Origin of the sequence: Gilliamella sp. Choc4-2, from assembly GCF_001690355.1 — a bacterium.
GTDB lineage: Bacteria > Pseudomonadota > Gammaproteobacteria > Enterobacterales > Orbaceae > Gilliamella > Gilliamella apicola_A.
Genome location: NZ_LZHG01000069.1, coordinates 34,069 through 57,478, shown reverse-complemented (window position 1 = coordinate 57,478; position 23,410 = coordinate 34,069). Strand labels below are relative to the sequence as shown.

Below are 23,410 nucleotides of genomic sequence, written 5' to 3'. Positions count from 1 at the left end.
TGGTCAGACAGCCACAACTTTAAGTTAGGCACACAAGGCGAAGTAAGTAATGTTAATGGTGATGGAGTACAAATGCGTTTAGGTGCAAGATTCTATGGTCAAAGCACTAAAGAAGGCTATGGAGTATTACCATTTATAGAAGCCAACTGGTTGTATGATTCTTCTTCACCGGAAGCAAAAATTAATGGTAAACATGTTGAATCAGACATGAGTAAAAATTATATTGAATTAAAAGTGGGTGTGAATGGTAATTTAACCAAATCCCTCAGTAGCTATGCTCAATTAGACAGCCGATTTGGTAGCAACAACTACCGTCAACTTGGTGCGCAAATAGGTTTGAACTATTCATTCTAATAATTTAAAAAAACTCAATAAAAAAAGCAGCACTTAATTGGTGCTGTTTTTTTATCTATATTAAATAACTTATCTAATTAAAATAATAATTAATATTATCTCTGACATTATCATGATTAATGAAGCTTTGTTACTGAGCAAATGAAGCATATAAGTAATTAAGTGTTCCTTCTGTTTGATGTTAATTTAATCAAATAGTTAACCTAGATTATCTTAAAGTTAAGGAATGGAATAAGAAATCAGTTCTTCAAGATTATACTAGCACTCAATTTAATTTAGCGGCGCTTTGTCAAAGTGGTTCAGATTATATAAAATCAAAATAGTGATATGAAAAAAGTATTAACGCTGAATTTTGATACAATCAAGCCTATAATTACAGGCTTGATTGAGATATGTCAATAAATATTAAATTTTAATAAGTAAATAAAGGCGCTTTCCATATTATTATTAATAATTATTTTTAATTGTGATTTTGTCTTTTTTTGATTGATTTAAAGTACCAGTATAAAACAAGATAAGCAGTACCTGTAGATAATAGATCTGCTGTTGGTGCAGCAACCCAAACACCATCGAAGCCAAAAAATAGCGGCAAAATATATAATGCGGGTAATAAAATTAATATTTGTCTTGATAAACTTAATAAAATAGATACTTTTGCCATACCAATGCATTGAAAAAAGCTTGTTGTTACCATTTGAAAGCCAACAAAAATAAACGAGAGTGTAGTAAATCGTAATGCAATAGCCGAAAGTTGCACTAAATCTTCCTCGGAACTAAAAGCTCGCACCAACATATCTGGAATAAAAAATCCTAACACAAAACCGAGCGAAGTCACCACTGTAGCCACTTTAACAGCATAAAAGAAAGTCTTTTTAACGCGATCATAATTTTTAGCACCATAATTATAACCAATAATAGGTTGCATACCTTGGTTGATACCAATGACAATCATAATCACTAAAGTAATAAGCCGGTTAGCATTAGAAAAAGCAGCAATTGAATCATCGCCCGACACATTAGCAAGTGGAGCATAACGATTAAGTTGCCAGTTAATAAACACTACAACGATTGATGCTGCCATTTGCATTGAAAAAGGCGATAAACCAATTGATATTACTGATTTCGCAATTGAAAAATCAAGCTTAAAATTACGGCGATACAGCTTGATATTACTGTTTTTATTTAAAAAATGTTGCATAACAAAAGCAAAGCTAATCATCATTGAAAACGTCGTTGCCAGTGCTGCCCCACGCATTCCCCAACCTAAACCAATAATGAAAATTGGTGCTAAAATAATATTGGCAATCACACTAACAAACATTGTCAGCATGGCTTTAAAGGGATAACCACTTGCACGCATCATATTGTTGTAGTTAAAAGTGAGGGTCAAAAAGATACTACCAGGTAGAAAAATCTCTAAAAACTCTCTAGCATAAACATGGTTAACGGGGCTTGAACCTACAAAGTGTAATACTGGATCAATAAAATAGAGTAATGTAGAAAGTGTGATTCCGCTTAACACAGCCGTTAACATAAACGATGTTCCAGCAACTTTTTCGGCCTTGTCGTTTTCACCACGACCTAAAAAAATTGAAATTCGACTGGCCGAACCAATTCCAACTAACATACCAATTGCCGCTGCTAAATTCATTACTGGTAGAATAAGACCTGCAGCACTTAACGCTTCACGCCCGATCCAATGACCAATAAAAATGCCATCAATAATATTATAAAGTGTATTAACAATCGTGCCGATGATAGCTGGTAATGCATATTGCCAAAATAAAGCGCTAACTTTTTTATGTTTAAAATCATGATAAATATCGTGAGATTTCACCATATTTTTTATTCCCACTGTAGAAGTTATTAAATTCTTAAGAAGTTTCAGATAAGATAGATGCCTAAGTATCAATTTGAAATTCATTGGCTATTAGTCTAACAGACTTATTAATTGTTGATAGCACTTTTTCAACTCTTTGATAAAATAGTTCATAATTTTTGTGATCTAAATAGGAATCCCCCAAATGAGCGTACAAATAGAAAAGATCATACTACATAAATTAATTAGAAAAAATGACACTGAAATCGAACTACAACTTCGTGATTCAATGCTCGGCAATGAACAAGCAGTGGTTAATCTCATTGAAGATATCAACCGCATCTATAATAATAAAAGCAAGGCCTATGGGTTATTTAATAGTGAAAGCTTATTTGAACAATCATTAAAAGAATTGCGACTAGGTAATCAAGATTTTTTACATTTCAGTCAAGAATCAACCAAACAACTACGAAACGAACTTGCCAAATACCCTTTTGCAGAAGGGGGAACTGTAGTATTTTGTCAGTACCGTTATTTAGCGGTTGAATACTTAATTATTGCGGTATTAAATAGTTGTTTAAGTATGCTAGTTAATGAAGACTTAGATATTAGCGAAACCCAATACCTAGATATTGACCATGCCGATATTATTGCCCGTATAGATATGACCGAATGGGAAACCCAAGCCGACTCAAAACGATATTTAACCTTTTTAAAAGGACGAGTAGGGCGAAAAGTATCTGACTTTTTTATGGACTATTTAGGTGCAAGCGAGGGATTAGATGCGAAAGCGCAAAACAAAACACTGGTTAAAGCGGTCGATGATTACTGCCAAGAAATGCAATTTGACAAACAAGACAAAACCAACGCACGTGAAAGCGTCTACAATTACTGTCAAGCACAATTACAAGCTGGTGAAGAAATTGAACTAAAAAATCTAGCCAACGAACTACCAACAAGTGACGATAACAACTTTATCGAATTTATTAAAAATAGCGAATATGACTTAGAAGAAACTTTCCCCGTTGATCGTAGTGCATTGCGCCAACTTAAAAAATTCTCGGGCAGCGGTGGCGGATTAACCTTAAGCTTCGATTCAAATTTGTTAGGTGAACGTATAAAATGGGATCCACAGACTGATTCACTGGTTATTAAAGGTGTACCGCCTAATTTGCGTGATCAGTTACAACGCAATAGCGGCTCGAATTAATTATCCGTTAATCATAAACTAACAACGTTATTAGGACAAAAAATGAAATACATTGGTGCACATGTAAGTGCAGCAGGAGGGGTAGATAACGCCCCGATAAATGCCTATCAAATTGGCGCAACCGCATTTGCGCTATTTACCAAAAATCAACGACAATGGCACGCCAAACCGCTCGAAACCGCCACCATCGACAGCTTTAAAAAACGCTGCGAAAAATATGGCTTTACCAACAAACAAATTTTGCCACACGATAGTTACTTAATTAACTTAGGTCACCCCGATAGCGAGCAGCTTGAAAAATCACGCACTGCGTTTTTAGACGAAATGCAACGTTGTGAACAATTAGGATTAACATTACTCAATTTTCACCCCGGAAGCGATCTAAAACAAATATCGGTTGATGAATGTCTAGCACGCATTGCCGAATCGATTAATATTACGCTCGACAAAACACAAAATGTGGTTGCTGTTATCGAAAATACGGCAGGGCAAGGCTCTAACTTGGGCTATAAATTTGAACATCTTGCGCAAATCATTGACCAAGTCGAAGACAAAAGCAGAGTTGGTGTTTGCATTGACACTTGCCACGCCTTTGCCGCTGGTTACGATTTACGTACCGAACAAGCTTGCCAAGAAACTTTTGCTGAGTTCGAAAAAATAGTCGGTTTTCAATATTTACGAGGTATGCACTTAAACGATGCTAAAAGCGAATTTGCTAGCCATGTCGATCGCCATCACAGTTTAGGCAAAGGCAATATTGGTGAAACTGCATTTAAATATATCATGCAAGACCCAAGAATTGACGAAATTCCTCTTATTTTAGAAACTATTGATCCCGATATCTGGGCACAAGAAATAAGTTGGCTAAGGGAACAGGGCAAATAATATGAAAAAACATAACCTAATGCTTATTATCTCTATGACTTTTTATTGCTTTGCAATATCAACTACGTGTAAATTAATAAAATAGATGAGTGATAATCAACAAATACTATGTTAAAAGATATTAAATATCTAAACAGATTTTATCTGTCAATTATGTAGATTCTGAAAAACTATTCTGCTTTACACCAGTCTTCGAAAGTTTTGAATCTAAAATAAACATGCAGAATAGAAATTTTAACTAAATAAAAATATATAATATAGGTAAAACTCGTGATCTTGTTTTGAAAATAGCTGCATTTCAGAACAAGCCTATTACGAGATTTGGGCTTATTAAGTTAATAAGCTATATCAGTCACAATGTCTAACTTCAATTGCAGCATTAAATTCATATGCTTTATAAATATTCAAAATTTATGAATATTACCTATTTGTATTGTCAAATTGAATTGACACAAAATTTATCATATGAAGTTAACTTAGATAATATATTTGTATGCATTGAACAAATTTATAGCAATAATGATTAAAAATTTCAATAGATAGGAAGGTTATTTAAAGAGTTACCATTAGTATTGATTGTGTTTGAACGTTACTTATTTGGCATAGCTTACCTATTTTATATCACAGTATCGAACAAAAGCATTCTAAATATTAACAATTAGCAATGTGATAAAAAGAAAATTAATAAGGTTAATAAAAGGATAATTTTTATAAAATTGAATATAATAGGTATTAATAAATTTATTGATCTTCAATGATCAATTTTAGGTGTATTAACTGTATTTAAATGCTCGGATAAATTTTAACGTTTTGATTTTAAATGCATACAAAATAAGGTAATAGGTTGATAATATGAATAAGCAATTTAGAAAAATCTGTCAGTTTCTTGTTTTAACGCTATTGAATTTTTACAGTTATGCTGGAGATTCTCACTCATTGCATGCAAAAAACGATAGCCAATTATCATCGATTAGTAACGTTAATTTATATGAAATACAATATATTGATTATATTAAAAATAAAAGTAAATTTGCATTCATTCCTATAACAAATCAGATACTTGCACATGGTGGCAATTCTGTTATGGCGTTTCTTATTCCTCACGAAAACAACCATGTTGATCCTATTAATACTGAATACAAAAAAAAGATTTATCTTATTGAGAGTCAGTATCGTGAGATTTTGATCGCTAAAGCAGGCTTATCTGACTCAGATACTGTTTTCATTTATGATAATGTATTTAAACAAATATTATCTTTTGACATTCAAGATTTACAAGTTTTAGCAATTATTAACCCTAATAATAGCACTGAAGAAGGACCTTTTTATGAATCAGACTATCTTTTGGGGTTTGAAATAAATGCGGACAAATTAAAAAATTTTACGGAGCCTTTAGTTTATATAGGTAAAAAAAATCCTTTTACAAAATAGATTAGTACAACAATAAAGAACAAATTATTATAGATTTGAAACTTTGCTATGGCGAAAAATGATTAATTTTTTTAATTTCAAGTGTAGTTATTAGATTAACTAATTCAGGTAAAATATCTAAAATTAAAGCAAGTTGCTGTATAATTAATAGATCATTACTTTTATGATTATCGCTATCGGGTATTTTTTCAATATAATTTATCACTGATTGCTGGATTTTTTTGTAATTATCATTAATCTTTTTATCGTTTAAAAGATTAATGATATAAACTGATACATCATCAAATAGCTCAAGAGCAAAATTAGTGATGGTTATGCCTCGATTTGCCCCTAGAGTTGAAAGATAACTAATTAAAGTGTGATTAAGGGTTAATAAACGAAAGCCTTGCTCAATAACACTTTGGTCAACATGGGGTTCTTTGGTCATCAAACTAATTAATGACGATAAATCAGCGTTACTATCATGTGCTGCTCGTCTTGCTAAACGATACATTAGATCATTGGTTTTACCGGTTAAGTACTGTCGACCAATTAACGCCAAATAGTGGCTATCATCATGGCAAACACGATCAACTAATTTAGGAAGATTTCTAAATTTCCAATCTGGCCAAATAAAACTTACTGCGAACCAAGCTATAAAACAACCTATCAGCGTAGCGATAATGCGTAAGATAGCTACTTCAATACTGCTTTCTCCAATTAAGCTAAAGCTAAAAAAGACTAATAAGGTAATAAATGCAGTAGCATAAGCATATTGCGAATTTTTAAATAGAAAAAATAGCCATCCTGTAATGATGATTAAAACTAATTGTTCTTCAATGCTCGGGAATAAATAAGTCAATGGAATACCAATGATGATGCCTAATATTGTACCTAAAATGCGTAATTTTAATCGATATTTTGTGGTTGAATAGTTTGGTTGGCAAACAAAAAGACTTGTTAGAATAATCCAATACCCATGTGAAAGTTCTGAAAAATGAATGAGCATATACCCAACAAATAAAACAATACTCATTCTAATTGCATGCCTAAAAAGTGCTGATTGAACCGTCAAGTTTCGTTTAATTTTAATAAAAATATCAGAAAAACTAGTTAATTCTTCATCGATTAATCGATTATTTTCTTGTTCTTTTGAAAGATGTTGTTCTTTATCAATATTGGCAAGAAGCAGATCAATAGATTGCAGATTTTGATGTAAATTTTGCAATGATTTAATAAGTAATGTATCAGCTTTATTATTATTTTGAAATACTAAAATAGCTTCTTCTAGATATAAAAAATATCGATTAAACAGTGGATCGTGTTGATAAGTTTGATTTAGTTTAATTGCTAATGCTAATTTGGTACAGGCTTTAGCTTGTAGATTTAAAATTCGCGCAAAACGAAATAAAATATCACTGTGTTTAAACTGTAGGCTTAAAGCTTGGTAATCACCATGTGCAGAATTTGCTCGTTCATGAATATCTTGTGCTACAAAGTAATAACTCAACATTTTTCTAATGTAAGATTGTCCTCGATAGCTTTTTAAACGATCGAATAATGAGCGTTTAGTTTGATTAAAGGCATTAATTAATTGATTATTACTTTTGGTTAACTTTACTGTTTGCTTTTTAAAAGCATTTGTTTCATCTGGATCGAACATTGCTGCTTTTGCATCAAGATACTGCGCTAATGTCATAAAACAATTGGATAAAGTTTGTTGGGTTGTTCGGGTAGGCTGAATAATTGATTCAATCAACGAAACAACATTATACCATAGAGCTCCAAATAATAAAAAATAAGAAAACATATAATTATCGGTATATAGATTATGACCAAGCATGGTATAAGCTGCAATCAATAATGAACCAAATGCTATTACACCATAACGTTGCCCTAATGAACCGAGCATAATGAAAATAAATGTGGAAGACACCAACCCCATTATGAACATGAATGGATAGTCAAATAATAATTCTACCGAAAATGTGGCTATAGCAAAACAAATCAGGGTGATAACTAAATTAATACACCGTGATAACAATCGCGTGTCAATTTCAGTTAATCCAGCAGCTACTACGCCTAACGTCAGTGGAATAACAAAGGACACTTGTCCAAAATACCACGGTACCAAAGTTGAGCCAGCTAAACTAATTAACATACGAATACTAAAAAGTAAATTACTACTGTAAAAAACTTTACGTAACGCTAGAATAAATGGATGCACAATGTATTGAAATGTTTGTAAGTTGGGATAATGGTTAGTAGCATACTATATTGTGATTGTTTGGAAAAGAATTTGTGATATTGATTACGTAAAATTAAATAATTTTAAAGAAAATAAATTATTTCAATAAAACTACACATTGGTGTGTTAAGAAATCAAAAATTTCTATTTTTGAAAATAATTATTACAAAAATAGGTATATTCTTTTGCTCAAAAAATTCTGTTTATCAAAGGTTTTTAGTATTACTTTTTTATTTTAATATAATATTAACTAATTAATTAATATTATATTAATGCTGCGTTATTTTTTCTGTTATCAAATATTGAGAGTTAATTACCTTTAAAACAAATATATGGATTGTAGTATTATAGAGTTAAATTCTAAGTTAAAATAATTAAAGCTACAAATTAAGAAGGATTAAACGTTATGGGAACAGAAATGACAACACTTGAAAAAATTAAAAAACAGATTGCTGAAAATCCAATTATTATTTATATGAAAGGTTCTCCTAAATTTCCAAGTTGTGGGTTTTCAGCTCAAGCTGTGCAAGCTTTATCTCAATGTGGTGTGCCTTTTGCTTACGTCGATATTTTACAAAATCCAGATATTCGCGCAGAATTACCTAAATATGCTAATTGGCCAACATTTCCACAACTGTGGGTTGACAAAGAGCTAGTTGGTGGTTGCGATATAATGCTTGAAATGTTTCAAACTGGTGAGTTGCAAGCTTTGATTAAAGAAACAGTTGAAAAATACAATTTGTAAATATTGTATTATTATCAATAACAATGACGTTATTCTGACTAACTACGTAAAAGAGTTGATTAAAACTCTTTTACTAATATGCTTTTTTGACAATCACTTATTATCTAAAAAGGTAAGTGGCCAGCCACCTAATCGTTTAAAACGATTCACAATTTCACAAAATAAAATTGCTGTTTTTTCGGTATCATATAGTGCTGAATGTGCTTGTTTATGATCAAACGGGATTTTGGCAATTTCACAAGCTTTTGCTAATACGGTTTGACCAAATACTAATCCACTTAACGCTGCAGTATCAAAAGTTGCAAAAGGGTGGAAGGGGTTACGTTTAATGTCAGTACGCTCTGCTGCAGCCATCAAAAAGCTGTGATCGAAATGAGCATTGTGTGCCACAATGACTGCGCGCGAGCAGTCATTAATTTTTATGCCTGTTCTTACCATTTTAAAAATCTTTTCTAAAACAATTTTTTCATCAACAGCTCCGCGCAATGGATTTGTAGGGTCTATGCCATTAAATGCTAGTGCACTAGGCTCTAAAATTGCATTCTCAAACGGTTTTACATTAAATTGTATTTTTTCGTCTGGATTAAGCCAGCCGTCTTTGTCCATCTTCAAGGTAACAGCTGCTATTTCAAGAACAGCATTGAGCTTAGGGTTGAATCCCGATGTCTCTATATCAATCACAACTGGATAAAAACCGCGAAACCGTTCGCATAATCTAGCATTTGGCACAATAATCTTCTTATCTATCTAAAATGAAACTCATTATGCCAGTTTTTAAATGATTCGCCTAGTTCTACCTTTGACAATTAAAACTTAAGCATTAATTTTTTACTTAATTTAATTTTATAGTAATTTTTGCTTGGGATTTTTAAGCTTTCTAATCTACTTTTGATTAATACGTTTAGAATGTTAGCTGTACATTTTAAATGTAATTCATGTTTTGTAATATTACTTTAGCCAAATCGAGTCGATATCAGGGGGGAATATTTGTAATTGAATAGAAAATTAGTATTAATCTTATTAAGTTCTTAACATATGAATAGCGAAAAAAATAGCGATAATTATCCTTAATTTAACTCTTAGAATGATACAATCTCATCTTCCCTCATGATTATATCATTCTACTAACTAAGTTAAAAAAATTGCTTGATTATAGCTATAAATCTTATCTTGTTTTTTGTTAATTAATTAAATTTTTAAGGCAAATAGAATAAATAAAGCAAAGAGCTTAAATGTGTTTAATAATCTAGTTTGGTAACTACGTTACATGACAAATTGCACATATAAAATATGTAAATGAGATAAAAATTAAAAGTGATTATAATTTTGATTAAGTAAAAGGTCGCCGATTAATTTTTCTAATTATACTAAAAGTTAACAAAATTAAATAAATTTAAAAATATTCCTTATTGATAAATTATGATATTACTATGTAATAAGTTAAAATAAAAAAAGAGCTATGTTATAAAAAATAATAAATGCATCATAAAATTGGAAAATACATAATCAAGACAGCACAATAAAAAGTGGGGAAAAAGTGCAAAATATTGAACTTCAACACATTATTGATAATAAATTGCAAGTTTCACGTTTTCGTGACTATGCCCCTAATGGTTTGCAGGTTCAGGGTCGTTGTGAAATAAAAAGAATTGTTACAGGTGTTACTGCCTGTCAATTATTATTGGATAAAGCAGTTGAGCTACAAGCCGATGCAGTGTTAGTTCATCATGGTTATTTTTGGAAAAATGAGCCTCAGACCATAACAGGCATTAAATACCAACGTATTAAAACGTTATTATTGAATGATATAAATTTGTTTGGTTACCATCTTCCTTTAGATGCGCATGATGTTTTAGGCAATAATATTCAACTTGCGGAATTATTAAATATAGAGGTTGATAAGCGTGAAGATATGACCAATCTTCTTTTTAAAGGTACGCTAAAAAAACCATTGTCTGCACTTGAATTTAAGGAAAAACTTGAACAATTGTTGCACAATAAACAGCGTTCAGTATTATTTTGTGGTGATAATGCACCGCAAATAATAAAACGTGTTGCTTGGTGTAGTGGAGGAGGACAAGATTTTATTGAATCTGCTGCTGAACAGGAGGTTGATGCATTTTTTACTGGTGAAGTGTCAGAAAGAACAATTCATATTGCTCGTGAATATGGTATTAATTTTTATGCGGCTGGGCATCATGCTACTGAGCGCTATGGTATTAAAAAATTAGGGGAATGGTTGTCTATACATTATGACTTAGAAGTTATTTTTATCGATATTGATAATCCAGCATAACAAAAGTTGAATTTATACAAGAAATATCGCATACTTACGCGTAGATTTTTTATTCTTTAAGTCATTTGAAAATAAATAATATGAGAGGTCATTTTATGTTTACAGGAAGTCTGGTCGCACTTGTCACTCCAATGGATAACAAAGGAAACATAGACCATGTAAGCTTAAAAAAATTGGTTGAATATCATATTGCTAATGGAACCTCAGCTATTATTTCCGTCGGAACAACAGGCGAATCGGCAACGCTTGATTATCAAGAACATATCGATGTAATTAAACGAACAATTGATTATGCAGATGGGAGAATTAATGTCATTGCAGGAACAGGTGCTAATGCAACCAAAGAAGCTATTGAGTTAACTCGTCGCGTTGAAAACATTGGTGTTATTGGGTGTTTAACTGTCGCGCCATATTATAATAAACCTACTCAAGAAGGGATGTACCAACACTTCAAAGCTATTGCTGAAAATACTGCATTGCCTCAAATTCTTTACAATGTGCCAGGTCGTACTAGTAGCGACCTTAAGCCTGAAACAGTTGGGCGATTATCGAAAATTAAAAATATTGTAGCACTAAAAGATGCAACTGGTGATTTGTCTAGAGTATATAAAACGCGAAAGTTAGTGGGCAATGAGTTTATATTATTAAGTGGTGATGATTCAACTTTTGTCGATTTTATGATTTTAGGCGGTAACGGCGTTATTTCTGTTACTGCTAATGTTGCAGCTAAACAAGTTGCAAAAATTTGTCAACTAGTTGTCAATAACCAAATTCAGGAAGCCCGTGCGCTAAACGATTCATTATTAGCGTTACATAATAACTTATTTATTGAACCAAACCCAACACCGGTAAAATGGGCTTGTGCTAAATTAGGTTTAATAGATACAGCTACAATCCGTTTACCATTAATATCGCTGACAGATACTTCTATTCCAGCGGTTGAAAAAGCTTTAAATGATGCCAATTTATTGTAATTTATTTTATAACCTTTAATTTATAAGCAGATATCTATGTTGAATAAAACCAGATTTAAAAGCAACACCATAAAAAAAACAGTCATTTTGACAGCTATTGCCTCGCTATTCTTAGCTGGGTGCGGTAGCGATCAAAGTTATAGAAAAGAAGTTGAAGGAAATGATGATTATTTAAATTCACCAGAATTGAAACCTTTGATTGTTCCACAAGGTGTAACAATTCCTACTGAAACGAACGATTTTTATATTTACCGTACGAATACTGAAGGTGCTATTGGTAAACAAGTTGATATTCGCCCTCCTACTATTCCAATTTCAACCATTCCAAATTCTTCTGTTTCTTATCATCATGATGTGGTGACTTTAAATGTACCGGCAAATAGTAATGTATGGGAATTTATTCCAAATTCGCTAACGAAAAGAAATATTGGTATTGTTAATAATGACAGTAAATCCATTATCACTGCGAGCACTTTTGTTTTCCCAAATGATAAAGATCAGGCTATTCAAGCTTCGTTTATCATTCAGCGACAAAAATCTTATGGTGATTTCGAAAATATCACATTTGGTTTGAAAACACTGACACGAGGAGAAGAAGATCTATCAACCGATCCGATTGAAATTCAACGATACATAGTACGTTTATTTAATATGATAATGGATGATGCGGTATCTGAATCTTCCTGAACTATTTCAGTAAGCATAAATGAATAAGGTAAAAGTAATAAGACTGCTGCTGAGAATCAAAGGGAAACCAAGATATTAAACTCAATCTCCTTAAAGTAAAAGTATACTGTTAGTGTTAAAATTTAACTTATTATTTAGTAAAGGAAAATGTAATTATTTTGCTGCTATAAAACGTAAAAATGTTATTATTCAAGCTGACTAATAAAATTAGTGAGAATAATAATAACACTATGTTTTAAATCTTAGGAGAGAATAGCGCTTTAATTAATTAATTATTTATTTATTTGTCATTTGATATAAGGTTATAAGCATGAAAAAATTGGCTGAACTTTATCGCGGTAAAGCAAAAACTGTTTATACAACGGATAATCCTGAACTGTTGATACTTGAATTTCGTAACGATACTTCAGCATTTGATGGTTTACGTATTGAGCAGTTAGATAGAAAAGGGATGATTAATAATAAATTTAATTATTTTATTATGACAACATTACGTGAAGCAGGTATCCCGACTCAAGTAGAAGCCTTATTATCAGACAATGAAGTAATCGTTAAAAAACTTGATATGGTGCCAGTTGAATGTGTTGTTCGCAATCGAGCTGCTGGATCATTGGTTAAACGCTTGGGCGTTAAAGAGGGGCAAATTCTTAATCCACCAACTTTTGAATTATTTCTAAAAGATGATGCATTACATGATCCAATGGTTAATGATTCGTACTGTAAAACTTTTAATTGGGTGAGTGATGAACAGTTAGTAAAAATGAAGGAGCTTAGCTTTAAGATTAATCATATTCTGACGGAACTGTTTGATAGATCAGGTTTTATATTGGTTGATTATAAGCTTGAATTTGGATTGTTCAAAGGTGAAGTTACATTAGGTGATGAGTTTTCACCAGATGGTTGCCGTCTATGGGAAAAAGAAACCCTTAAGAAAATGGATAAAGATCGTTTTCGCCAGGATTTAGGTGGTGTCATTGAAGCTTATGAAGAAGTAGCGAAACGAATTGGTGTTCAATTATAATGTTTGCTCAATTTGATATATCCTTTTTTCTTCTATTAGGTTTAGCAGCACTGTGTTATTTAACGCATAACAATACAGTTACGTTTGCTGTTATTTTATTATTGTTGTTCAAATTAACTCCACTTGCTGCTTATTTTCCTTTCTTAAATAAATATGGCTTAACTGTTGGGATTGTGATTTTAACAGCTGCAATGATGGTACCTCTTGCTGATGGTTCTTTGAAAGTCATAGATATTTTAAGATCATTTACTACATTGCAATCGCTCTTAGCGATTTTGGTTGGTATCCTTGTATCTTGGCTTGGAACGCGAGGTATAGCACTTATTGGGGCACACCCAACTATAATTAATGGACTAATTATAGGGACATTATTTGGTGTAGCTTTTTTCAAAGGCATTCCTGTAGGACCATTGATTGCAGCTGGGCTATTATCATTGTTGATTGGAAAAAGTTAGTTTATGCATGATCCTAATAGCACAAGAAAGCTATGGGTACTACGTGGTGTAGCGGCTAAGTTATTTGATCAAGTAAGTGTTACTATTAGCCAGCATTTAGGTGATTGGATTATCGTTACGGAACAGACAAATTTACCTGATTCTCTTATTAATGTTATTTTGCCCAATAAAACAAAAAAATTATTAGGACAGCAATATCTTCATGCTATCTTTGATGCAACTCAAGGTTTTAATCTTGATGCCTTTGCCATGTTAGCTGGAACTTTGATCAAAGGTAGTGTTCTTATATTATTTTTGCCAGAAAATTTTTCTACTTGGCAAGATCAAGATAGTTTACGTTGGAATGAAAAACCTTATCCCATACAAGTTCCTAATTTTGTTACTCATTTGGAGCAAACATTAAATGAATTTATTCCGTTTCCTAATTATCAATTCCCACAACCTCATGGTTCAACTTGCAATTTAGTGGAACAACAAACTATACTCAACAAGTTGTTAAAAAGTGATAAAACTATTAAAGTCCTTATTGCGAAAAGAGGGCGCGGTAAATCAGCGTTAGCTGGGCAATTTACTCATTTTAAAGATTGCTTAGTGACAGCGCCAAATAAGAATGCGTTAACTACATTTTTTCAATTTGCAAAAGGTGATATCCCCTTTTATGCGCCAGATGAATTAATAGCATCTACGATTGATAATTTCCCTAATTACCTTATTATTGATGAAGCAGCAATGATACCTTTGCCAATATTGGAAAAGTTACTGCAGTTAGCTATTTATAAAAATAGTCATATATTATTAACGACAACGGTAGAAGGCTATGAAGGTACAGGGCAAGGTTTCATATTAAAACTACTTAAAAATTACTCCTGTGAGTTTTTTTCTCTTAATATGCCTATTCGTTGGTGTGATAATGATGAGCTTGAATCTTTTACTGATCACTTATTGCTAAATGGTTTATTTCCAGTAGCATTGCAGCCGTTACCTATTCAACAACCAATGAATTATTCTATTGTTAACCGTGATGATATCATTTCGTTAAAGCAGATTTTTTACTTATTAAAAGATGCACATTATCAAACGACTTTAGTTGATTTAAGGCGTATTTTTGATGCCCAAAATTTAGCGGTGTGGCAGGTAAAAATAGGCAATAACTTTATTGCTGCGGCAATCACAATTAATGAGGGTAATTTGTCAGATGAATTAATTGATGATATTTGGAAAGGTGTACGCCGACCAAAAGGTAATTTAGTTGCTCAATCGCTAGTAGCACATGCAGGTAACAAACAAGCCGCTAAATTAATGTCGGTTCGAATTAATCGAATAGCCGTAATCGAATCTTATCGCCGACAACATATTGCTCACCAATTGATTCAGAATATTTTAGAAGATGCGATAAAATATGGTAAAGATTATTTATCGGTTAGCTTTGCCTACCATCATGAAACTTCCCGGTTTTGGTCTATGTTAGGTTTTATGATTGTGCATGTTGGTAGCCATAAAGAAGCCAGTAGCGGTAGTTATTCAATCATGGCGATAAAACCGATTACAACAGAAGGCTATAATTTGGCCTACAGCATGAATAAAAGGTTACGACGTAACATTTACTGGTTAAAAAATATTATTGATTTGCCGTTCGATAATCTATTATTAGCCGATTCTGACCAACATTTATCTACTCAAGATCTAGAGGAATTGCAAGGATTCTGTCACTATCATCGATCTTATGAAGCAACTTATGCTGCTTTGTGCCGATTAAATCTTTACAACGACAAACAAAGTAATTTAGGCAAACTACCAGTATTAGCAATGTTACTGCTAAATAAAAAATGTGAAGCTTTAGTCATTCAACAATTTAATTTTACTGGGCGAAAAGCGTTAATACAGACAATTAAACAAGAAGTAAAGCAATGGTTAGATAATTATTTTTAAAATTTATTATATAATATCAATGTAAAATATTAATAATTATCATTGCTGGCTTGCCTATTAGGAACTTAAAATAATCATATTTAATAGTTAAAAGGAATAGTTGTGATTCAAAATAACTTAGATAAGATAAGACAATTTAAACATTCAAATACGGCACGTAATAAGCCAAAAAGCGGTTTTGAATACTTTATTCAAGGTTGGGCTTTAGCATTTAGTCCAGGAATCAGACGTTTCATATTTCTACCGTTATTGGCTAATATTGTCATAATGTCAGCCCTATTTTATTGGTTTTTTTCCGAGATTACGGGAATGATTGATTGGGGATTATCTTTTGTTCCTAGCTGGCTTCATTGGCTTGGCTATATTATTAGCTTTATCGTTATTTTAACATTGGTGATCTTATTTTGTTATTTCTTTAGCACAGTTGCTAATATTATAGCGGCACCATTTAATGGGTTACTTGCTGAGCAAGTTGAAGCCAAATTAACGGGAACACCTGCTCCAGATACTTCTTGGATAAATTTAATAAAAGATTTACCTAGAATATTCAGTCGCGAAATACAAAAGTTAATTAATTACTTGTTATGGGCTATTCCTATTTTATTAACTTACTTTATTCCTGTTATTGGGCAAAGCATAACTCCTATTATTTGGTTTTTATTTACTGCTTGGCAAATTAATATTCAATATGCAGATTATCCATTTGATAATCATAAAATAACCTTTCATCGTATGCGTGAATTACTAAAACAAGATAAAATTGATAATATAATATATGGCATATTAGTAAGTTTGTTCACGGTAGCTCCGGTGTTAAATTTGATTATTATGCCAATTGCGGTTTGCGGATCAACAGCAATGTGGGTTGATCGTTATCGCCATCAGGCTCTTTTTTCAAGCAATAGCAATGATTTTCGTTGAAATCGAAATTAATTCTTTTTAGGGGTAGGTGGCCAATCATCATCGTCATCATCTTGATAAGGGATAGGCTTTGTCCCTTTCTTTTTATCCAAATAACTTTTAAAATTAAGTTTGTTTAGTGCTTTTATAGTATTGATAAAAACGCCAAAAAGAACAATAAGAATTATCCACCAATAAATTTTAAGCCACTCCATTCTATTTCTCCAATAAATCATTTTAACTAATGTACTCGATTTTTTATTTTATTGGTCGCTAACCGACACATCAACACATTTATCAAAAGCACTAAAATTAAAAGCGTTCTCACTTCTAAATAATATATTTTCTTTCAATCTTATAATAACTTTTCAAGGATTCTTTGGTAAATTTTTTTTAATGTTATAATATCTTGGCAACTGGCATTTTCATTAACTTTATGAATCGTTTTATTTAGCACCCCAAATTCGATTATTTGGCATCCCATTTTGGCAATAAAACGCCCATCTGAAGTTCCACCAGTAGTTGATAATTGAGCATCAATACCAGTAAATTCTTTTATTGCATTTATAGTAGCATTAGTCAACTCGCCTTGTGGCGTTAAAAATGGATGTCCGGATAATCGCCAATTGAGTTTATATTTTAAATTATGCTTTTGTAAGATATTTTCAACACGTGATTTAATCATTTCATCGGTAAGTTCGCTACTATAACGAAAGTTAAATTGTACCGTCAAATCACCAGGTATGACATTTTCTGCACCTGTTCCACCATTGATATTTGCCACTTGCATGACAGTTTTAGGAAAATATTTATTACCATTATCCCAACTTGTTGAAATAAGTTCATTCAAAGCGGGAGCAAATCGATGTACCGGATTATCTGCAAGATGAGGATAAGCAACATGGCCTTGGATTCCATGAATCACCAGATTAGCAGTTAGTGAACCACGGCGCCCGTTTTTAATTTGATCGCCTAATATTGCATTGCAAGAAGGTTCTCCTACAATACAGAAATCAACACGTTCTTGGCGTTTCATGAGTAAATCGACAACTTTTCTTGTACCATCGGTTGCATCAGCTTCTTCATCAGAGGTAATTAAAAATGCTACACGCCCTGTATGGTTAGGGTTGTTTTTTACAAAATCTTCTGCGGCACAAATCATCGCAGCGATACCACTTTTCATGTCTGATGCGCCACGACCATAAAGTACTCCATTTTCATTAATGGTTGGTTCAAAAGGTGGGTATTGCCATTTGCTTTCATCACCAACAGGGACCACGTCGGTATGTCCTGCAAACATAATTGTTTTGTCTGTTGGATTGCCGTGATAAGCCCACAAATTTTTTGTATTACCAATATTTACTGTCTCAATATTAAAACCTAGTGGTTTTAATCGCTCAATAAGTATTTTTTGACAATTTTTATCATCAGGGCTTATTGATTTTTCGGCAATTAGCTCTTTAGTTAAATTAATCACAGGTTCAATCATGGCAATCTCGATTTTAATTAGATAGGTTAATAAATTGGGTGTAACTTTCTTCTGAAAATCCAACTAAAGCACGTTTACCATTAATGAGTAAAGGACGTTTTAAAATTGAAGGGTTTTCTAACATGAGTTGCTTGGCTACTTGTTCATTATTAATTCGAATACGAATCGATTCATCAAGTTTTCGCCAAGTGGTCCCACGGGTATTGAGTAAATTTTGCCAATCAATTAGTTGAAGAAAAGAGTGCAATAGTTCGGATGAAAGCCCGTCTGTTTTGTAATTATGAAACTGATAATTAATGTGGTGTTCATCAAGCCAAGTAAAAGCTTTTTTCATTGTATTACAATTTTTAATACCATAAATAATATACATAAATCACAACCTAAAGAAAATAATGAAAATGAATTATAACAGTTAACTGTTTATATCACCAATTAAGTCTGATTAATATTAAATCAATTCCTAATAGGTATTAACATTTAGTAATGTACAAACAGAACATGTTGATTATCTTCATTAAGCTAAAGTATTCCAAAGTTTAAGAATCTAATGATTATTGAAAATGGCATTTAAACAAGGATGCAATTTAAAACCAATGTTATACCCATTATTAACAATGAATGTTCTTTAAAAAAAATTATTTGTTGTGTTTTTCTAATTTTTTATTGTGGAATTGCGAATAATTCGCATTTTAAAACTAAAAATAATGGCTATTTTTTTTTAAAATATGAACTACAAATTACATATGAATAGCAATACATAGGAACCTTAATGTCATTTTATACTCTTAACCACCTTCCCTTAGGGCGCGAGGCGGTTATATCAAGGTTATTACCTAATTCATCGCCTTTTCGTCGAAAATTACTTGCAATGGGAATCATTCCTGGTTGCAAAGTTTCAGTTGTGCGAATCGCACCTTTAGGCGATCCAATTGAAATTAAAATGCGAGGATTTTTACTTTGTCTACGTCGTAATGAAGCTTCATCGATAGAAGTGTTGGAGATAAAAACATGAAGGTAGCATTAATTGGTAATCCAAACTGTGGGAAAACAACCTTATTTAATTTACTTACCGGTGCTAAACAGCGTGTTGGTAATTGGCCTGGTGTGACTGTCGAGCAAAAAATGGGAATATTTGATTATCAGAATATCCAATATGACATTATTGACTTGCCCGGCACTTATTCAATTGAAACTGATCCTATGTCAGTTTCTCAAGATGAATTGATCACACGTGAATTTGTATTAGCCCAAAGTGATAGTGTTATTATCAATATCATTGATGCCACTAACTTACAACGCAGTTTATACCTAACTTTTCAATTGCTTGATCTACAATTGCCGATGATTTTAGTACTTAATATGATCGATGCTGTTGAGACAATGGGAGAAATTATCAATATTGATAAGCTATCACAATTACTTGGTTGTCCAATAGTGGCTGTTTCAGCAACTAAAAAAATAGGATTGAATTTACTTTACCAGCAGATTGAAAAGATAGGAAAAAATAAAAGTATTGCAATGCCATCTATAGATTCATTAGGTAACAATCAACAAGCTATTATTACTCGATATATTGATGAATTACCAAAAGATAGTGTGTTAAGATGTTTTAATCGTTGGCAAATTATCGATGCATTATTAGATGATTCAAATTATGATTTAACTGATGAAGAACATGAAAAACTCAATGCATGTCGGTTATTACTTGCAACATGGTGTGATAATGAAATAGATGTAGCATTAGCAAGTGCCCGTTATGACACTATTGATTTGGTTTGTAAAAAAGTAATTGATAAACCACGAGAGCTAAGTACCAGCTTTACCGAAAAGCTAGACAAATTTGCTCTAGGTCGAATTACTGGAATTCCATTCTTTTTGTTTGTTATGTATGTCATGTTCATCATTGCTATTAATTTTGGTTCTGTATTTATTGATTTTTTTGATATATTTTGCGAAACCATTTTTGTTAATGGCTCTGCACAGTTATTGCAATCATTAAATGCCCCCAATTGGTTAATAATTATTTTAGCTAAAGGAATTGGAACCGGAATTCAAACTGTTTCGACGTTTATTCCTGTTATTGGAACTATGTTCTTTTTTCTTTCTTTTTTAGAAGATTCCGGCTATCTTGCACGAGCCGCAATGGTAGTTGATCGCGGTATGCGATGTATTGGTTTACCAGGTAAAGCGTTTGTACCTATGTTACTAGGCTTTGGTTGTGGTGTGCCAGCTATAATGGGGACAAGAACGCTAGAAAGTACACGTGATCGAATTATGGCAATTTGCATGATTCCTTTTATGTCATGTGGTGCTCGGTTACCTGTTTATGCCTTATTTGCTGTTATATTTTTTCCATATCATGCTTCAACGGTGGTATTTGCTTTATATATGCTAGGCATTATGGTGGCAATAATTACTGGTTTTGTATTAAAACTTACCTTATTAACAGGAAAAATAACACCTTTTATTATGGAAATGCCCGTTTATCGCATTCCAACATTGAAAAGCTTATTAAGTTTAACTTGGCAACGCTTAAAAAGTTTCATATTCAGAGCAGGTAAAGCTATTGTAGTTATGATAACAATTTTAAGTATACTAAACTCATGGGGAAAAGATGGTTCATTTGGTCATGAAAATTCAAATAATTCAGTTCTTTCTGCTGTTAGCCAAACAATGATACCTGTTTTTGAGCCAATGGGAATCACTAAAGAAAATTGGCCAGCTACGGTAGGGATATTTACGGGAATATTTGCCAAAGAATCGGTTATTGCTACTTTAAATTCACTTTATTCAATGAGTGGAAATATTGATAAAAATAAAAATGTTAGTTTGTCGGAAGGTATTTTAAATGCTTTGGGGAAAATTCCTGAAAATTTAGTTAGCTTATCAGATGCAGTTTTAGATCCATTAGGACTAGCAACCGTTGATGAGAATATCGATTCCTTAAAATTAAATTTATCTATAGATTCAACGGCAATTTCGCAAATTAAAACCTCATTTGTGAATTCATCTGCTGCGATGGCGTATTTAATTTTTATTTTACTTTATACACCTTGTGCCGCCGCATTAGGTGCTGTTTATCGTGAAGCAGGTTTAAAGTGGATGACATTTGTTGCTATATGGACATTTGTAATTGGTTGGATAGCAGCTACGGTCTATTACCAATGTACTTTATTAGAGAATTCTCATTCAGCCATCTTTTGGTTGACTGGTTGTGGTGGGGTTATGATTAGTATGATTATTTTTATGCGGTTACTTGGTCGTTATTTTCCATGCAAATTCAATGTTATCCCGAAAACAATAGTAAATAAAAAATCAACTGGCTGCCACTAATCAGTCCATTTTTTACTACAAAATTATAAAGGAGAAAAGGTAGGAATTTTCCTACCCTTTAATTATTTAAGATGCTAATAACTTCAATTCGTGACTATGTGCAATTAAAAGGGCGCGTTGAATTACATAATATATCAAATCACTTTCGATTACCTGAAAGTGCTGTCGAACAGATGCTCGTTTTCTGGATTAAAAAAGGAAAGATTCAACAAATAATTTTAAAGTCAGAACAGTTATGTAAAACAAATCAATGTAGTTCATGCTTAAGTTGTCATTTAAAGCCTAAATTTGTTTATGTTTGGATTTAAAAGATTTATATATTTTTGCTAATTGGAACAATAAGTTGATAAAATAAAAAAATATAGATGAACATTTTATCTGCTTTTTATGTTGTTATTTGTTGTTTAAAATATTGCTTTCATTATGCAAATAAAGTTAATTTCGTGATTTTCATCACATTAAAAATGTGATTTATATTATAAAAATAGTATACCCTAAAATAAAGCCTTAATAACAGAATTCAAAATAACCAAGGTATAACAGTTTTAGCTATTTTGTTTCAATTAACATTCAATACATAGCTTTAGAATGGCTATCAACAAAGTCGTTTTATTATTGGATAAATGTTATTATAGTCTTTTTGCAAATTAATGCTGTTGAGGATAAAAGAAGTATGAGTCAATTAGAAAATTTTAAGAAATTAACCGTTGTTGTCGCCGATACGGGTGATATTGATTCAATTAAGCAGTTTTCTCCTGAGGATGCCACAACAAACCCTTCTCTTGTATTAAAAGCAGCTCAGCTTCCCCAATATCGTTATCTAATTGATTCGGCGGTTGACTCAGCTAAAAAACTAGGTGGTAACAAAGAACAGCAATTAGTTAATGCATGTGATCAAGTTGCTGTTAATATTGGTGCTGAGATTTTAAAAACTGTTCCAGGTAGAATTTCTACTGAAGTTGATGCTCGTTTGTCTTTTGATAAACAAGGATGTATTGAAAAAGCACGTAAAATTATTGCGCTTTATAAAGAAAAGAATATTGATAAGTCGCGTATTTTAATTAAAATTGCTTCAACATGGGAAGGTATTAAAGCGGCTGAGGTTCTTGAAAAAGAAGGTATTAATTGTAATTTGACATTATTGTTTTCGTTTGCGCAGGCGCGTGCATGTGCTGAAGCAAATGTCTTTTTAATTTCGCCTTTTGTAGGGCGCATTTATGATTGGTATCAAACTAAAAAACCTATTGATCCTTACAATGCAGATGAAGATCCAGGCGTTATTTCTGTTCGCAATATCTTTAATTATTATAAACAACATGGTTACAAAACTATTGTGATGGGCGCAAGTTTCCGTAAAGTTGATCAGATTTTGGCGTTAGCCGGGTGTGATAGATTAACTATTGCACCTAATTTACTTGCCGAAATGCAACAATCAAATGAGCCAGTTGTGCAAAAACTCAATCCAAATCAAGCAGTGATTGATCGTCCTGCACCAATGACTGAAGCTGAATTTAGATGGAAACACAATAGCGATGCCATGGCAGTTGAAAAATTAGCCGAAGGGATTCGTGCATTTGCTGTTGATCAAGTTAAATTAGAAAATATGATAGGTGCTTTCTTATAAAGCGTTTTTACAAAATGGGGAGCTAACTCCC

General features: G+C 32.2%; 22 protein-coding genes. 16 read left to right on the top strand and 6 right to left on the bottom strand.

All coding sequences use genetic code 11. The annotated features are described in order from the left end of the window. On the top strand, positions 1-354 hold a 354-nt coding region (locus A9G34_RS09780), incomplete at its 5' end, for an autotransporter outer membrane beta-barrel domain-containing protein (protein ID WP_081295310.1). A 460-nt stretch (positions 355-814) separates the two neighbouring features. Here the strand turns inward: A9G34_RS09780 and A9G34_RS09775 are convergent. Next, the gene (locus A9G34_RS09775; protein WP_034946427.1) at positions 815-2,194 is read right to left on the bottom strand and encodes an MATE family efflux transporter; all 1,380 of its coding nucleotides are present in this window, start codon (positions 2,192-2,194) and stop codon (positions 815-817) included. Positions 2,195-2,378: 184 nt separating this feature from the next. On the opposite strand from A9G34_RS09775, the gene yejK reads away from it, so the two are divergent. The 3 genes from yejK (at position 2,379) to A9G34_RS09760 (ending at position 5,699) form a co-directional block, all read left to right on the top strand. Next, a complete protein-coding gene (gene yejK, locus A9G34_RS09770; protein WP_034946424.1) occupies positions 2,379-3,383 on the top strand; it encodes a nucleoid-associated protein YejK in 1,005 nt (334 codons plus the stop codon). A 42-nt stretch (positions 3,384-3,425) separates the two neighbouring features. Beyond that, entirely contained in the window at positions 3,426-4,268 is an 843-nt protein-coding gene (gene nfo, locus A9G34_RS09765) for a deoxyribonuclease IV (protein ID WP_034946421.1), read from the top strand. A gap of 852 nt (positions 4,269-5,120) precedes the next feature. Further along, positions 5,121-5,699: a hypothetical protein gene (locus A9G34_RS09760; RefSeq protein ID WP_065569593.1), complete on the top strand. Its 579-nt coding sequence runs from the start codon at positions 5,121-5,123 to the stop codon at positions 5,697-5,699. A gap of 46 nt (positions 5,700-5,745) precedes the next feature. Here the strand turns inward: A9G34_RS09760 and yccS are convergent, their stop codons facing one another. After that, positions 5,746-7,905: a YccS family putative transporter gene (gene yccS / locus A9G34_RS09755; protein ID WP_065569592.1), complete on the bottom strand. Its 2,160-nt coding sequence runs from the start codon at positions 7,903-7,905 to the stop codon at positions 5,746-5,748. Between the two features lie 439 nt (positions 7,906-8,344). Between yccS and A9G34_RS09750 the strand changes: the two genes are divergently transcribed. Beyond that, the gene (locus A9G34_RS09750) at positions 8,345-8,671 is read left to right on the top strand and encodes a Grx4 family monothiol glutaredoxin (protein WP_034946999.1); all 327 of its coding nucleotides are present in this window, start codon (positions 8,345-8,347) and stop codon (positions 8,669-8,671) included. A gap of 93 nt (positions 8,672-8,764) precedes the next feature. On the opposite strand, the gene rnt is transcribed toward A9G34_RS09750, so the two are convergent. After that, entirely contained in the window at positions 8,765-9,406 is a 642-nt protein-coding gene (gene rnt, locus A9G34_RS09745) for a ribonuclease T (RefSeq protein WP_034946413.1), read from the bottom strand. Positions 9,407-10,208: 802 nt separating this feature from the next. Here rnt and A9G34_RS09740 point away from each other — a divergent pair. The 7 genes from A9G34_RS09740 to cysZ all read left to right on the top strand — a co-directional run bounded on the left by A9G34_RS09740 (position 10,209) and on the right by cysZ (position 16,954). After that, on the top strand, positions 10,209-10,967 hold the full coding sequence (locus A9G34_RS09740) for a Nif3-like dinuclear metal center hexameric protein (RefSeq protein ID WP_034946410.1): 759 nt from the start codon (positions 10,209-10,211) through the stop codon (positions 10,965-10,967). A gap of 95 nt (positions 10,968-11,062) precedes the next feature. Continuing rightward, positions 11,063-11,941: a 4-hydroxy-tetrahydrodipicolinate synthase gene (gene dapA, locus A9G34_RS09735; protein ID WP_034946407.1), complete on the top strand. Its 879-nt coding sequence runs from the start codon at positions 11,063-11,065 to the stop codon at positions 11,939-11,941. A 36-nt stretch (positions 11,942-11,977) separates the two neighbouring features. Then, positions 11,978-12,628 carry an outer membrane protein assembly factor BamC gene (gene bamC / locus A9G34_RS09730; RefSeq protein WP_034946403.1) on the top strand — a complete coding sequence of 217 codons (651 nt, stop codon included), beginning with the start codon at positions 11,978-11,980 and terminating at the stop codon, positions 12,626-12,628. A gap of 310 nt (positions 12,629-12,938) precedes the next feature. Further along, on the top strand, positions 12,939-13,649 hold the full coding sequence (gene purC, locus A9G34_RS09725) for a phosphoribosylaminoimidazolesuccinocarboxamide synthase (RefSeq protein WP_065569591.1): 711 nt from the start codon (positions 12,939-12,941) through the stop codon (positions 13,647-13,649). Then, positions 13,649-14,104 (top strand): DUF441 domain-containing protein, encoded by a 456-nt coding sequence (locus A9G34_RS09720; protein ID WP_065569590.1) that lies wholly within the window; start codon positions 13,649-13,651, stop codon positions 14,102-14,104. The genes purC and A9G34_RS09720 overlap by 1 nt, the downstream gene beginning before the upstream one ends. 3 nt (positions 14,105-14,107) lie before the next feature. After that, positions 14,108-16,033: a tRNA-binding protein gene (locus A9G34_RS09715; protein WP_065569589.1), complete on the top strand. Its 1,926-nt coding sequence runs from the start codon at positions 14,108-14,110 to the stop codon at positions 16,031-16,033. A 126-nt stretch (positions 16,034-16,159) separates the two neighbouring features. Continuing rightward, on the top strand, positions 16,160-16,954 hold the full coding sequence (gene cysZ, locus A9G34_RS09710; RefSeq protein ID WP_034946993.1) for a sulfate transporter CysZ: 795 nt from the start codon (positions 16,160-16,162) through the stop codon (positions 16,952-16,954). A gap of 8 nt (positions 16,955-16,962) precedes the next feature. Here cysZ and A9G34_RS09705 read toward each other — a convergent pair whose 3' ends face one another. The 3 genes from A9G34_RS09705 to A9G34_RS09695 all read right to left on the bottom strand — a co-directional run bounded on the left by A9G34_RS09705 (position 16,963) and on the right by A9G34_RS09695 (position 18,792). Further along, the gene (locus A9G34_RS09705) at positions 16,963-17,148 is read right to left on the bottom strand and encodes a YpfN family protein (RefSeq protein WP_065569588.1); all 186 of its coding nucleotides are present in this window, start codon (positions 17,146-17,148) and stop codon (positions 16,963-16,965) included. A 140-nt stretch (positions 17,149-17,288) separates the two neighbouring features. Further along, the gene (gene dapE, locus A9G34_RS09700) at positions 17,289-18,422 is read right to left on the bottom strand and encodes a succinyl-diaminopimelate desuccinylase (protein WP_034946389.1); all 1,134 of its coding nucleotides are present in this window, start codon (positions 18,420-18,422) and stop codon (positions 17,289-17,291) included. A 13-nt stretch (positions 18,423-18,435) separates the two neighbouring features. Beyond that, positions 18,436-18,792 carry an ArsC family reductase gene (locus A9G34_RS09695; RefSeq protein WP_065569587.1) on the bottom strand — a complete coding sequence of 119 codons (357 nt, stop codon included), beginning with the start codon at positions 18,790-18,792 and terminating at the stop codon, positions 18,436-18,438. A 399-nt stretch (positions 18,793-19,191) separates the two neighbouring features. On the opposite strand from A9G34_RS09695, the gene A9G34_RS09690 reads away from it, so the two are divergent. The 4 genes from A9G34_RS09690 (at position 19,192) to tal (ending at position 23,379) form a co-directional block, all read left to right on the top strand. After that, a complete protein-coding gene (locus A9G34_RS09690) occupies positions 19,192-19,434 on the top strand; it encodes a FeoA family protein (RefSeq protein WP_065569586.1) in 243 nt (80 codons plus the stop codon). Next, positions 19,431-21,755, top strand: a complete 2,325-nt coding sequence (gene feoB / locus A9G34_RS09685; protein WP_065569585.1) for a Fe(2+) transporter permease subunit FeoB — start codon at positions 19,431-19,433, stop codon at positions 21,753-21,755. The genes A9G34_RS09690 and feoB overlap by 4 nt, the downstream gene beginning before the upstream one ends. 71 nt (positions 21,756-21,826) lie before the next feature. Then, positions 21,827-22,063 (top strand): FeoC-like transcriptional regulator, encoded by a 237-nt coding sequence (locus A9G34_RS11180; RefSeq protein ID WP_065569584.1) that lies wholly within the window; start codon positions 21,827-21,829, stop codon positions 22,061-22,063. Positions 22,064-22,428: 365 nt separating this feature from the next. Next, positions 22,429-23,379: a transaldolase gene (gene tal, locus A9G34_RS09675; protein WP_065569583.1), complete on the top strand. Its 951-nt coding sequence runs from the start codon at positions 22,429-22,431 to the stop codon at positions 23,377-23,379. Positions 23,380-23,410: the final 31 nt, after the last annotated feature.

Coding starts and splice junctions, on each gene's coding strand:
- yejK (WP_034946424.1), top strand. CDS start 2,379: ATGAGCGTACAAATAGAAAAGATCATACTACATAAATTAATTAGAAAA.
- nfo (WP_034946421.1), top strand. CDS start 3,426: ATGAAATACATTGGTGCACATGTAAGTGCAGCAGGAGGGGTAGATAAC.
- A9G34_RS09750 (WP_034946999.1), top strand. CDS start 8,345: ATGACAACACTTGAAAAAATTAAAAAACAGATTGCTGAAAATCCAATT.
- A9G34_RS09715 (WP_065569589.1), top strand. CDS start 14,108: ATGCATGATCCTAATAGCACAAGAAAGCTATGGGTACTACGTGGTGTA.
- A9G34_RS11180 (WP_065569584.1), top strand. CDS start 21,827: ATGCTAATAACTTCAATTCGTGACTATGTGCAATTAAAAGGGCGCGTT.
- dapE (WP_034946389.1), bottom strand. CDS start 18,422: ATGATTGAACCTGTGATTAATTTAACTAAAGAGCTAATTGCCGAAAAA.
- feoB (WP_065569585.1), top strand. CDS start 19,431: ATGAAGGTAGCATTAATTGGTAATCCAAACTGTGGGAAAACAACCTTA.
- A9G34_RS09760 (WP_065569593.1), top strand. CDS start 5,121: ATGAATAAGCAATTTAGAAAAATCTGTCAGTTTCTTGTTTTAACGCTA.
- A9G34_RS09695 (WP_065569587.1), bottom strand. CDS start 18,792: ATGTATATTATTTATGGTATTAAAAATTGTAATACAATGAAAAAAGCT.
- A9G34_RS09775 (WP_034946427.1), bottom strand. CDS start 2,194: ATGGTGAAATCTCACGATATTTATCATGATTTTAAACATAAAAAAGTT.
- A9G34_RS09705 (WP_065569588.1), bottom strand. CDS start 17,148: ATGGAGTGGCTTAAAATTTATTGGTGGATAATTCTTATTGTTCTTTTT.
- dapA (WP_034946407.1), top strand. CDS start 11,063: ATGTTTACAGGAAGTCTGGTCGCACTTGTCACTCCAATGGATAACAAA.
- A9G34_RS09720 (WP_065569590.1), top strand. CDS start 13,649: ATGTTTGCTCAATTTGATATATCCTTTTTTCTTCTATTAGGTTTAGCA.
- purC (WP_065569591.1), top strand. CDS start 12,939: ATGAAAAAATTGGCTGAACTTTATCGCGGTAAAGCAAAAACTGTTTAT.
- A9G34_RS09690 (WP_065569586.1), top strand. CDS start 19,192: ATGTCATTTTATACTCTTAACCACCTTCCCTTAGGGCGCGAGGCGGTT.
- bamC (WP_034946403.1), top strand. CDS start 11,978: ATGTTGAATAAAACCAGATTTAAAAGCAACACCATAAAAAAAACAGTC.
- tal (WP_065569583.1), top strand. CDS start 22,429: ATGAGTCAATTAGAAAATTTTAAGAAATTAACCGTTGTTGTCGCCGAT.